The following is an 11846-nucleotide window of genomic DNA, read 5'->3' as shown; positions in this document are numbered from 1 at the left end:
GGCGATCCGGCGTCGTGTTTAGCCGCGCATGGCCGCCCCGTCTGGGTCGTAGGGGGACGGCGCGAGAACTTTGGCTTGGCGTTCTTTGCCGACCACGTGCACGGTGAGGTCCGTGCCGGGTTCGGCATATTTCGGATCGACCATCGCCATCGCGATGGATTGGCCGACGGTATAGCCATAGGCGCCCGACGTGGTGAAGCCGATACGCTCCCCTTCCGACCAAACAGGTTCATACCCTGCGCAATCGGCATCGGGGCTTTCGAGGCCTAGCGTGACAAGCACCTGCGACGGCCCTGCATCGCGGTCCTTCATGGCGGCGTCGCGCCCGATGAAGTCTGGCTTTTGCCAGTCGACCCAACGATCCATGCCCGTCATCGCGGCGGTACGGTCTTGGGTGAATTCTGCAGACCAAATGCCGTAGGATTTCTCAATCCGTAGGGACAGCAGCGCGTTGAAGCCGACCTCTTTCAGGCCGTGGTCCGCGCCCGCCTCAAGCAGCATGCGCCGCAGGGCGATGTGTTCGTTGGCACGGCAGTGGATTTCGTAGCCGTGTTCACCGGTCACGGACAGCCGCCCGACCTTGCACCGCAAAAGGCCAAGGTCAAACGTGCCGCAGCCCATGAAGGGCAGGGTCAGGTCAGGCTGGATGGCCTGCAGGATGGCCTTGGCGTTGGGCCCGGCGACGGAGAACCCGCAAACATCATCCGATATATCGCGCAGGATCATGTTTGGGCCTTCGTGGTCCGCAAACCAGCGTTTGTGCCATTGCCGCAGGTAGTAGGACCCCATGATCCACCACGTTCCATCGCCCCAATTAAAGAGCGTCAGATCGCCTTTGAGTTTACCTTCGGGGGACAGCATCACGGCCAAACGGGATCGGCCTGCTTTGGGCAGTTTGGTCGCAAAGATCTTATCGAGCCATGCCTCGGCGCCTGGACCGTAGACTTCGAACCGGCTGAAACCTGTGATGTCCAGCAGGCCAGCGGCCTCACGCACCGCCTTGCATTCTGCCTCCACGAACGGGGCCGCGTCCGAGCGGTTGAGGGACGGTGTTTCGACGAAGTCCTTGGGCGCGAAATACAGCGGGGTTTCGAGGCCCCAAGAACAGCCCCAGCGTGCGCCAGCCTCTGTCATGGCGTCATGGGCGGGGGCCATGCGCAGGGGCCGACCCGCAGGCAGTTGTTCGTTGGGGTAGGTCATCACGAACCGGCGGGAATAGAATTGGCCGGTGGTTTGTTTGATATATTCGCGGTTGGATTGATGCGGGCCATAGCGGGCGATGTCCATGGACCAGGCATCCGTCTCTGTATCGCCATGGATCATCCATTCCGCAAGCGTTTTGCCCACGCCGCCGCCCTGCAGGAACCCCGCCATGACGCCGCACGCCAGCCAGTAATTCGGCACGCTTTCGACCGGTCCAACCAGCGGGTTCCCATCGGGGGAGAAGGTGAAGGCGCCGTTGACCCAATCGCTGATGCCGACGTCATTCAGGGCAGGATAGCGATCAAACGCCATCATCAGTTCGTTTTCGATGCGGTCGGTGTCTTCTTGCAGAAGTTCGATCCCGTAGTTCCACGGGGCGCCGTCCATCATCCAGTGCTGATGGTTTAACTCGTAAATACCGACGAGGATGCCTTTCTTGTCCTGCCGCATGTAGGTGAACCCTTCGAGGTCGACCGTCATCGGAACCTCAAAATCGATCTGTTCAAGGGCGGGGATCGTCTCGGTCAGAAAGTAATGATGCGACAGGGGGGAGACAGGCAAATCGAGGCCCACCATGCGGCCACATTGCTTGGCCCATAGGCCACCGGCATTGACGACGTGTTCGGCCTTGATCGTGCCCTTCTCGGTGACGACCTGCCAATGGTCGCCCTTCCAATGCAGTTCTTCGACCTTGTTGTGCTCGATGATGTCCGCGCCGCGTTTCTTGGCCGCGCGGGCGTAGGCGTGGACGGTGCCGGTGGTGTCCACGTAACCCTCTCGGTCCGCCCAAAGGCCGCCGATCACGCCCTTGGTGTCCATGATCGGGCATTTTTCCTTGATCTCATCCGGGGTCATCAGGTGGCAATCGTCGATGCCGATGGTCTGGAACGTACGGTGCGCGCCTTGCAGCCATTCCCACCGGTTCGGATCACAGGCCACGGTGATGCCGCCTGTCATGTGCAGGCCGATGTCGATGCCGGATTCCGCCTCAACCTCGGACAGAAGATCGATGGTGTAGGCTTGCAATGCGGCCATGTTCGGGTCTGCATTAAGGGCATGGATGCCACCGGCTGCGTGCCAGGATGACCCCGCGGTCAGCACGTTGCGTTCCACAAGGGCGACATCGGTCCATCCGAATTTCGCCAAATGATACAAAACCGATGCGCCGACGACGCCGCCCCCGATCACGACGACACGATATTGGTCTTTCATGGCTGAACCTTCCGCTGAGTTTGGCCCTCACGAGACCAGCGGGGGCATCGCCTGTCTAGCAACTTTTGCGACATCCTTTGTCGAAAACAGGTGATCGATCATGACATGGTTTTGCCCCACGGGCGCTGTTTTGATGTCACTGCGACAGGTTATTCAGCCTGGGTGTTTTGACTTGTGCCGTCCAATGGGATTCTATCCTGTCAAAAAAGAGCAGTAAGAGTGGAGAGCGCAAATGCGCCTGTCAGTGACGTTTGAAAACACCACAGAGACACCCGAAGGGCGCGGGCCTGTTCAGGTGGGTTGGTTCCTTAACGAAAAGAAGGCCAGCGTGATTTATGACGCGCCGGAACGTGTCAGGTCGGTTGAGATAAACCGCGAGCATGCGAAATCCGCGTCGCGCTGTCCTGCCGTTATCAACATGGAGAGCCGGTATTTCATGGTGAAGTGCCCGTTCGACATCCATATCGGGTTCGCCCGTGACAAGGATGGAAAAGGGGTGCTGCGCAATCTGGCGGGGACGCAATCGTCGATCCGTGCCAGCAAGTTGGGTGATAAGCTGCATCTGACGAATGAGGTCGAATGGCGCACCAAGGGCGTGCCGACGATCCAGTTGTCGTTGCCTTATGTGTTTATTTCGGATGAGCCGGTCTACATGACCCAGCTGAGCCCGTTCATGCATTACCGCAAAGAACAGCTGCCCGGGACGTTGTTTGGCGGACGGTTCCCGATCAACGTCTGGCCACGTCCGCTGATGTGGGCGTTTGAGTGGCATGAGCCGGACAAGCCGATCAAGATTAAACGGGGGGAGCCGCTGTTCTACGCGAGCTTTGAGACGTCTTCGCCGGATCGGCCCGTTGTCGTCACCGAGGCTGAGGTGACACCTGAGCTGACCGATTACATGGAGATGATTTCAGGTGCCGTGAATTACGTAAACCAGACGTTTTCCTTGTTTGAGGCGGCTGAAGAACGTCGCCCTGCCACCTTGCTGAAGCCGGTGGCGCGAAACCGGTCCAAGGGCTAGGGGATGCCAAAGGACCAACGCGCCTCACTCCGCGCGCAATCGGTGAACGCGCATCAGGCGGGTCAGACACGGGTTGCACTTGAGGGATACACACGGTTTTTGGCGCGTTATCCAAATGACGCGGGCATCTGGACCAATTTGGGGGCGTTGTATCGTAAATCTGGCCAGCATGAGATGGCCCGCATCGCGCAGTCGCGCGCCTTTGCGTTGGCACCCAATGACACCGGTGTTTTGAACAATTATTCCAACATCCTGTCGGATTTGGGGGAGTATCAACAGTCTATCGAATTGCGCCTTCGGTCGTTGGACAAAGACCCGTCCCATCTGATGCATCACGCCATGATCGGGCGCTGTTATCGCGGGATGGGCCGGTATGAGGATGCGATTTCGTATCTGACACCCAAGGTGGATCAGTTTCCCGATGAGACGGAGATTCAGTTGCAGCTGGCCTTCGCCCAGTTGGGTGCGGGGCACTATGGTGCCGCCTTTCGCGCCTATGATGCGCGGTGGAACAGCGATGAACTGCGCCCGCCTGAGGTGCCTGTCCCGAAGTGGACGGAGGGGCAATCGGTCAAGGGCAAGACGCTCTTGATCCTGCCCGAACAGGGGTTCGGGGATATGGTTCTGATGTCGCGGTTTATTCCGCTGATCGCCGCGAAAGGCGCGCGGATCAGGATGGTGGCGAAGAAACCGTTGTTGCGGTTGCTGGACGGCATCCAAGGGGTTGAATGGATCGGCACAGCGGCCAAACCGTCGGACCCGATTGATATGTGGGTCAGCCTGATGGATCTGCCCAAGTTGGTGTTCGGCCCGGATGAGGCTGGGCAGGTGCCTGCGCCGACGGTTCTGAACATCCCTGCCGATTCCGCGGATCGGGCGCGGGTGCTGACCGCGCAACATCAGGACATGTTCAAGGTCGGCGTCGTGTGGTCAGGGTCCGCGACCTATAAGGGCAATACCTTCCGGTCCTTCACCCACCGTGAATTTCTGCCCTTGGGCCTGCTGCCCAACGTGCAGCTGTTTTCGCTCTATAAGGGCCCGTTTCTTGAGGCGTATCAGGAAGACGGCAGTGCAGCGTTGATCATCGACACCGCCAGCACAGACCGTGATTTTGCCGATTGCGCCGCAACCATGCGCGAGATGGATCTGATCATCACGTCGGACACGGCCACCGCCCATATTGCGGGATCGCTGGGCGTGCCCACCTGGGTCATGCTGCATTGGGACGCGTTTTGGGTGTATCGACATGCCGGTGAGACGACACCGTGGTACCCATCGATGCGGCTGTTTCGTCAGGACCGGCCACAAGACTGGTCGTCCGCATTCGCCGCCGCAACCGCCGCTTTGTCCGAAAAGGTTTCACAGCATGACTGACCATATCCTTGTCCCGACCTCGCCGGGAGAGTTGATCGATAAGCTGACGATCCTGCGTCTGAAAGAAGAGCGGATCGCGGATGCAGACAAGGTGGCCAACGTGCGCGTTGAGAAAGCGGCCCTGATGGACACCGCCCGCCAACATATTCCCGATACACCGCAGCTGCAGGCGCTTTGGGATGAGCTGTACCGGATCAACGCTGATCTTTGGGTGATTGAAGATGACATTCGGGAGTGCGAGAAGGCCCAGGATTTCGGACAGACTTTCGTAAGGCTCGCTCGGGCTGTCTATGTCACCAACGACAAACGGGCCGAGGTGAAAAAGAACATCAACCTGCTGTTGGGCTCCGCCCTGATTGAGGAAAAATCCTACAGCGACCATGGGATAGAAACATGAAAGATTCACTGAAAGAAGCCCGCAAGATCCTGCAGGCCGAGGCGCGTCGTCTGGGCGGCAAGCTGGAAAAAGAAACATCGCGCAAGCGGGGGCCTCTTGTGCGCCGTATGCATGAGGTGCGGTCCATGTTGGCGCCAGGCTATGCCTATACATCACAGGCCGGACAGGATTTTGTCGTGGACCGTGTCATGAAGGGCAAGCGCGAGGGCACGTTCGTGGATGTCGGCGCCTATGATGGTGTGACGGGCTCCAACACGTTTTTTCTGGAAACCCACCGTGGATGGACCGGCGCATTGGTGGAACCTGTGCCGTCCCAACGGGCCAAAGCCGATGTCATGCGCCGCGCGCCAAGCCTTGGTGTCGCCGTCGCAGCCGAAGAAGGGGAGGCCGATTTTATCGAGATCACAGAAGGCTATACCCAGATGTCAGGTCTGGCCGCCACCTATGACAAAAACCTGCTGACGACTGTGCGCAAAGACAAACGTCATAAGGAAACGACGCACAAGGTGCAGACAAAAACCTTGTCCGGGATCTTGCATGAGGCTGGGATTGTGAACCCTGATTTTCTGTCTCTTGATATCGAAGGGGGGGAGTTGGCGTGCCTGAAGACCTTCCCCTTTGCCGATCATGACATTGCGATCTGGGCGATTGAGAACAACACTGGCACGCCGGAGATCAAGAAGATCATGGATGACAATGGGTATGATCTGATCGAATTCTGCGGCCCAGATGAGATGTATTTTAAGCGTTCGCCCTAAGCTGACCACATTTCGATCACAGGCCAGCGCACTCAGCCGACTATCTGACCACCCTGACGAGAACCGAAGGGGTGGACCATGGCCGACCGATCAAATGCGCCGATCATTATCAAACGTAAGAAAAAGGTTGTAGGCGGGGGCCATCATGGCGGCGCATGGAAGGTGGCCTATGCAGACTTCGTGACGGCAATGATGGCCTTCTTTTTGTTGATGTGGCTGTTGAATGCGACGACCGAACAGCAACGCAAGGGTTTGGCGGACTACTTCTCCCCCACGATTTCTGTGAACCGCATTTCGGGTGGCGGGGATGGCCTGTTCGGTGGCACCAACACCATGGAAGACGACAGCCAGGTCCAAGAGGGCACTGGGTTGAACGGGGGCACGCCATTCGAAGGGGACCCGACCGCGGCCCTGCGCGAAGCGGCCGAGGTGGCCCTTTTGGAAGAGGTCGAGGCGCAGCTTCTGGGGATTGGCGGTGAAAGCCTGATCCAACAAGAAGCCTTGCGTCATGTGATCACACGGCTGACGGATGAAGGCTTGGTGATTGAGGTTTTTGCCCGCGAAGGTGCGCCCTTGTTCCTGAACAACGGCACCGCGCCTGCCCCCATGCTAATCGAGTTGTCGGAGGTTTTTGCGCGGGTTTTTGCCCTTGTGACAAACCCCGTGGCAATTGAAGGGCATACAAGATCAGCACCGATTGTCTTTGCCAATTATCCTGTTTGGGACATCTCAACTGGGCGTTCGGTTGCTGTGCGTGACCTTCTGACCACAAATGGGTTGAACCCCGACCGTCTGGCCCGCCTGACCGGGCACGGCGACCGTGATCTGGCCCATGCCGATGCCTTGTCCGTGCGCAACGATCGCATCGAAATCACGTTGCTGAAAACCGAGGCGGTCGAAAACTAAAAATTATTTTAGCTATTAGGGCGCCATTAAGGGCTTCAGCATTAGGCAAGGGCAACGACCGTCGTTCCTTGTGACAGAAAGGCCAAGCCCTATGACGATTTCTTCCTCCTTGAATGCCAGCGTTGCCGGTCTTGCATCCAATGCAAGCCGCCTCGCCACGATCTCTGACAACATCGCCAACTCGGCGACATATGGATATAAACGCGCCGTCACCGATTTTCATTCGATGGTGATCGACAGTGGACAGGGCCGGTATGTGGCCGGGGGCGTGCGCGCCACGTCCAGCCGTTTGATTGATGAACGCGGTCCCTTGGTGTCCACATCCAACCCCACTGATTTGGCTGTTCGAGGGCAGGGCATGTTGCCGGTGACCCAGACATCTGCCGTGAACATCGGCAATGGAACGGATTTCCCATTCCAAATGACCACCACAGGGTCGTTCAGAACGGATGCGGATGGGTTTCTGACAACTGAAAGTGGCCTTGCGCTGTTGGGTTGGCCCGCAAATTCAGATGGCAGCATTCCTGCATTTCCACGCGAAAGCATCGGGGGTCTTGAACCCATTCAGGTGAATGCCAATCAGTTTATTGCTGATCCGACGACACGCATTGAATTGGCCGTGAATCTGCCCGCGACCGCAACGGCTGTTGGGTCAAACGGCGATCCGGAAGTTTTGTCTGTTGAATATTTTGATAATCTGGGGACGTCAGAAGATCTGTCGATCAGCTTCTCCCCCACCGTCCCAACGCCACCCGCTACGGCCTCCACCCACACTTGGACGATGTTGATTGAAGACAGCGCATCAGGCGGTGGCGTGGTTGGTGAATACACGTTGGAGTTTGACGATTCGCCCGGTCTGGGTGGGCGTTTGCTCAACGTCACGGATACGACGGGCGCACCATATGACCCGGCCGAAGGCACCATCGGGGTGACTGTTGGAAGTGGCGATATTGCTATTGAAATTGGGCAGATCGGCGAGCCAGGCGGTCTGACCCAGTTGTCGGATTCGTTTGCCCCCGTGGCAATCAACAAAGACGGTTCTGCCGTAGGCAACATGACGTCGATTGAAGTCGATGCAAATGGGTATGTGCACGCTTTCTTTGATACCGGTCTTTCGCGGACCATCTATCAGGTGCCGTTGGTGAACGTCCAAAACATCAATGGTTTGGAGACTGGTGATCGGCAAACTTACACAGTGACTGCAGATAGTGGCGATTTTTACCTTTGGGACGCCGGGTCTGGTCCGACGGGTGATATTGTCAGCTTCGCCCGAGAGGAATCCGCCACCGACGTCGCAGGCGAATTGACCCAACTGATCCAGACACAGCGTGCGTATTCGTCCAACGCCAAGGTCATTCAGACAGTGGATGAGATGCTGCAGGAAACCACCAATATTAAACGTTAACGAAGGTCACCGCAGATGAGTATCACACATTCCCTCTCCAATGCCTTGTCGGGTTTGACCGCATCGGCTCGTATGGCAGAAGTCGTCTCGTCAAACGTCGCCAACGCTTTGACAGACGGGTACGGGCGGCGATCTGTCGATCTCACGTCTGCTGTTGTTGGCGGTCGCGGGGCCGGCGTTGAAATCGGGGGCATCACCCGGCACGTGGATCGGGGAATAATCGCCGATCGCAGGTTGGCTGATGCAGATCTAGCGGCCAGCTCGACGCTTGTTTCAACCCTCTCGTCGTTACAAGACATTGTTGGTCAGGTCGGGGTTGAGGGATCGATTTCGTCCCGCATTACGTCTGTCGAAGCCGCATTGGTCGATGCGGCTTCCGATTCTTCGTCCGAGGTTCGTTTGACGGCCCTTGCGAACCGTCTGTCTGAATTGACAGATGGTCTGAATACAGCATCAGGAAACATCCAAAGAGAGCGGGAACGGGCCGATGCATCAATCGCGTCTCAGGTTGAAACCTTGAATGCGTCATTGGAGCAATTGGAACAGCTAAACGGTGATATCAGTTACTCAATCAATACGGGCGGTGATCCCTCCCCGCTATTGGACGCGCGTCAAAACGTGATCGATACGATCTCTGAAATCGTCCCAGTTCGGGAATTGCAACGTGAAAACGGACGTGTCGCTCTGATGACGCCGGAAGGCCAGATGTTAATTGACGGTCGGGCCAAATCCTTCGGTTTTGTTGAGAATGTCGTCATAACGCCCGACATGACACTCGCCAGTGGTGGTCTATCGGGACTGACTTTGGATGGTTCGGCACTCGAACCGGACGGCATCGGTCGAATGGCTGGCGGCTCTTTGGGCGCAAGCTTCGCGGCGCGAGATGATGTACTTGTCTCTGCTCAGGCCGGGTTGGATGATCTGGCAGCTGACCTCATCTCACGTTTTCAAGACAACGGGCTTGATGGAACAATTGCACCTGGCGGTGCGGGCGTTTTGACAGATCGTGGCGCAGCCTTTTTGCCGGCGAACACAACAGGTCTGGCGGGACGCATTTCCTTAAACATTGCGGTTGACCCAAATCGCGGGGGCGCGGTGACGAACCTTCGAGACGGCGTCAACGCCACCGCGCCTGGGCCGGCTGGCAATAGCACCCTTCTTCGAGCAATGTCTGATGCTCTCTCAGATCCTCGCGCAAGCACCCTTGATCCAGTGACGCGTGGGGCGGCCGAAAGAGCAGGTGAGTTTGAAGCTGGATTGGGTTCCCAACGCCTCACCTTTGAAGCTGAGCTTGGCTTTCAAACCGCACGCTGGTCCAGTTTGAAAGAAGCAGAAGCAGCCGATGGGGTTGATACGGATTATGAAATGCAAATGTTGCTCCGAATTGAACAAGCCTATGCAGCTAATGCGCGAGTCATCCAGACTGTCAATTCACTGATGCAACGCTTGATGGAGATTTAGAAATGTCTTTTTCCACATTGGGCGATATGCGCCAGTCCTTTCAAATCAATCAGACCAGCGTTCGCCTTAAATCACAATTGGATACCTTGGTGTCAGAATTAACAAGTGGTCAGAAAGAAGACCTGACCCAACATTTAGGAGTTCAGCAATCGCAGGTCACGGGCCTTGATAGAAAGCTGGACCTTCTAGATCGATTTGCCGCATCGAATACTCAAACGGGGCAAACCCTAACGGCGATGCAAAGCGTGCTTTCAACTCTTGAGGACCAACGTTTGTCAGCAAGCAACGCCCTGCTTCCGATCAACGTCTCAAGCACTCCGCAGCAAGTATCGACAGCCGCCCAAAACGCTCGGCTCAGTTTCGAAGCGACGATCGAGGGATTGAATACTCGGCTCGGCGCGCAGACGTTATTTGCAGGCACATCGGTTAACTCACCCGCTTTAGGGGATCCAGGCACGATCCTCGCAGCGATCAATGCTACTGTGGCGGGAGCGTCGACAGTCGGTGAAGTCGAAGCCCGAATTGATGCATGGTTTGATGATCCAGCAGGTGGCTTTGAGTCGATAGCCTATCTTGGTGGTACTGAAAATCAGATCAAGCCCGTTGACGAGAACGAAGACGCTACCATTTCACTAAGAGCCGATGATTCAATGGTGAGAGATCTTCTCAAAGCACTGACGAAGGGGCTCATCGTGGATGAGACTTCACTTTCGCTTTCACGAGCCGAAAAGCAAGATTTGCAACAGCGCGCCGGGATTGATCTCGTGTCTGTTTCTGCTGACCTGGCGAACACTCAAGCGCGTTTGGGACAGATCGAAAGTCAGGTTGAAGAGGCTTCGGTTAGAATTGCAGCACAACAAACATCGTTCGGTATGGCTCGAAACGATCTTGTTCAAGCTGATCCATTTGAAACCGCAACGCGATTAGATGCGCTGCAAGTTCAATTGGAAACTCATTATACCCTTACCGCGCGACTTTCGCGCCTTTCATTGACGGAGTATTTGCGTTGATCAGAACTTTCTTCGCACTGATTCTAATTCTATTACACTCAACAGCCTCCGCTGCTCCGATCAGGATCAAAGATCTGGTTGAATTTGATGGAGTTCGAACAAATGACCTTGTCGGATATGGTCTCGTTGTCGGCTTGAACGGTACAGGTGATGGACTCCGAAACTCCCCATTTACTGAAGAAATCATGAGCAACATTCTTGAAAGGCTCGGCGTAAATGTGACAGGCGAACAATTCAGGCCCAATAATGTAGCGGCTGTTTTGGTAACGGCAGAACTGCCTCCATTTGCAAGAACCGGTAGCCCGATTGATGTGACAATTTCCGCGATAGGAGATGCAAGTAGTCTTCTCGGTGGGACATTGATTATGACACCACTGAATGCAGCCGATGGCGAAATTTATGCGGTTGCTCAAGGTACAATTATTGCCGGTGGTGCGTCCGCTGAGGGAGATGGTGGAGGGGTCGTTCAAGGGGTTCCGACCTCTGGGGTCATTCCTGCTGGCGCGACTGTTGAACGCGAAGTTGCATTCGAATTTTCTGAGCTTGAGGTAATTCGCCTTGCTCTCAGATCACCTGATTTTACAACTGCGGCGCGTATCGAGACAGCGATCAATCGAGCCTTTGGCCGAGGGGTTGCTGTTATGTTGGACTCGGGAACGGTTCGGTTAGATATTTCCGCCACTCGCGCTATCTCCCCTGCGCATGCGTTGGTTCAGGTTGAAAACATTTTGGTAGAACCGGAGCGGCGCGCGCGTGTGGTTGTGGATCAAAGATCAGGCACAATAGTGATGGGTGATGATGTCCGTATTTCGCGTGTTGCCGTGAGCCAGGGAAACCTAACACTGCGGGTTGAAGAGGCCCCATTGGTTGTTCAACCCAATCCTTTCGCCGGTGGTCAGACGATTGTGGTTCCGAACACGAATGCCGCGATTGAAGAAGAGCCAGGGATTGGTTTGGCGGAGATCCCCGAAGGTACATCACTTTCGGAAGTGGTCGCAGGTCTGAATGCGCTTGGTGTTTCGCCGCGAGATATGATCGACATTTTGAAAAGCATCAAAGCAGCTGGTGCTTTGCATGCGGAGTTTGTCGTCAGATAGGA

The 11846-nt window shown here is 56.2% G+C and carries 10 protein-coding genes; 9 read left to right on the top strand and 1 reads right to left on the bottom strand.

The annotated features are described in order from the left end of the window. Positions 1-18: 18 nt before the first annotated feature. Positions 19-2415, bottom strand: a complete 2397-nt coding sequence (locus PSJ8397_RS07410) for a GcvT family protein (protein ID WP_085863948.1) — start codon at positions 2413-2415, stop codon at positions 19-21. Between the two features lie 232 nt (positions 2416-2647). On the opposite strand from PSJ8397_RS07410, the gene PSJ8397_RS07405 reads away from it, so the two are divergent. From PSJ8397_RS07405 to PSJ8397_RS07365, 9 genes are all read left to right on the top strand, one after another. Continuing rightward, positions 2648-3436, top strand: a complete 789-nt coding sequence (locus PSJ8397_RS07405; RefSeq protein WP_085863947.1) for a hypothetical protein — start codon at positions 2648-2650, stop codon at positions 3434-3436. A gap of 3 nt (positions 3437-3439) precedes the next feature. After that, complete coding sequence (locus PSJ8397_RS07400) at positions 3440-4810, top strand: tetratricopeptide repeat protein (protein ID WP_085863946.1); 1371 nt, start codon at positions 3440-3442, stop codon at positions 4808-4810. Next, on the top strand, positions 4803-5207 hold the full coding sequence (locus PSJ8397_RS07395) for a DUF6165 family protein (RefSeq protein WP_085863945.1): 405 nt from the start codon (positions 4803-4805) through the stop codon (positions 5205-5207). The genes PSJ8397_RS07400 and PSJ8397_RS07395 overlap by 8 nt, the downstream gene beginning before the upstream one ends. After that, on the top strand, positions 5204-5965 hold the full coding sequence (locus PSJ8397_RS07390) for an FkbM family methyltransferase (protein ID WP_085863944.1): 762 nt from the start codon (positions 5204-5206) through the stop codon (positions 5963-5965). The genes PSJ8397_RS07395 and PSJ8397_RS07390 overlap by 4 nt, the downstream gene beginning before the upstream one ends. 78 nt (positions 5966-6043) lie before the next feature. Beyond that, complete coding sequence (locus PSJ8397_RS07385; RefSeq protein ID WP_085863943.1) at positions 6044-6871, top strand: flagellar motor protein MotB; 828 nt, start codon at positions 6044-6046, stop codon at positions 6869-6871. 91 nt (positions 6872-6962) lie between these two features. Beyond that, positions 6963-8276 carry a flagellar hook protein FlgE gene (locus PSJ8397_RS07380; protein ID WP_085863942.1) on the top strand — a complete coding sequence of 438 codons (1314 nt, stop codon included), beginning with the start codon at positions 6963-6965 and terminating at the stop codon, positions 8274-8276. Positions 8277-8291: 15 nt separating this feature from the next. After that, positions 8292-9737, top strand: coding sequence for a flagellar hook-associated protein FlgK (gene flgK, locus PSJ8397_RS07375; RefSeq protein WP_085863941.1), 1446 nt, complete (start codon positions 8292-8294; stop codon positions 9735-9737). Positions 9738-9739: 2 nt separating this feature from the next. Next, positions 9740-10747, top strand: a complete 1008-nt coding sequence (locus PSJ8397_RS07370; RefSeq protein WP_085863940.1) for a flagellin — start codon at positions 9740-9742, stop codon at positions 10745-10747. Continuing rightward, entirely contained in the window at positions 10747-11844 is a 1098-nt protein-coding gene (locus PSJ8397_RS07365; protein WP_143515412.1) for a flagellar basal body P-ring protein FlgI, read from the top strand. Before PSJ8397_RS07370 ends, PSJ8397_RS07365 begins: the two co-directional genes overlap by 1 nt. Positions 11845-11846 lie beyond the last annotated feature (2 nt).

Origin of the sequence: Pseudooctadecabacter jejudonensis (genome assembly GCF_900172275.1) — a bacterium.
GTDB classification, from domain to species: Bacteria; Pseudomonadota; Alphaproteobacteria; order Rhodobacterales; family Rhodobacteraceae; genus Octadecabacter; species Octadecabacter jejudonensis.
The sequence above is the reverse complement of the archived record's forward strand: the minus strand, read 5'-3'. Positions and strand labels throughout refer to the sequence as shown.

What these genes read in the sequence shown, in the direction of transcription:
- PSJ8397_RS07395 (WP_085863945.1), top strand. Translation starts at nt 4,803, where the DNA reads ATGACTGACCATATCCTTGTCCCGACCTCGCCGGGAGAGTTGATCGAT.
- PSJ8397_RS07410 (WP_085863948.1), bottom strand. Translation starts at nt 2,415, where the DNA reads ATGAAAGACCAATATCGTGTCGTCGTGATCGGGGGCGGCGTCGTCGGC.
- PSJ8397_RS07385 (WP_085863943.1), top strand. Translation starts at nt 6,044, where the DNA reads ATGGCCGACCGATCAAATGCGCCGATCATTATCAAACGTAAGAAAAAG.
- flgK (WP_085863941.1), top strand. Translation starts at nt 8,292, where the DNA reads ATGAGTATCACACATTCCCTCTCCAATGCCTTGTCGGGTTTGACCGCA.
- PSJ8397_RS07370 (WP_085863940.1), top strand. Translation starts at nt 9,740, where the DNA reads ATGTCTTTTTCCACATTGGGCGATATGCGCCAGTCCTTTCAAATCAAT.
- PSJ8397_RS07405 (WP_085863947.1), top strand. Translation starts at nt 2,648, where the DNA reads ATGCGCCTGTCAGTGACGTTTGAAAACACCACAGAGACACCCGAAGGG.
- PSJ8397_RS07390 (WP_085863944.1), top strand. Translation starts at nt 5,204, where the DNA reads ATGAAAGATTCACTGAAAGAAGCCCGCAAGATCCTGCAGGCCGAGGCG.
- PSJ8397_RS07400 (WP_085863946.1), top strand. Translation starts at nt 3,440, where the DNA reads ATGCCAAAGGACCAACGCGCCTCACTCCGCGCGCAATCGGTGAACGCG.
- PSJ8397_RS07380 (WP_085863942.1), top strand. Translation starts at nt 6,963, where the DNA reads ATGACGATTTCTTCCTCCTTGAATGCCAGCGTTGCCGGTCTTGCATCC.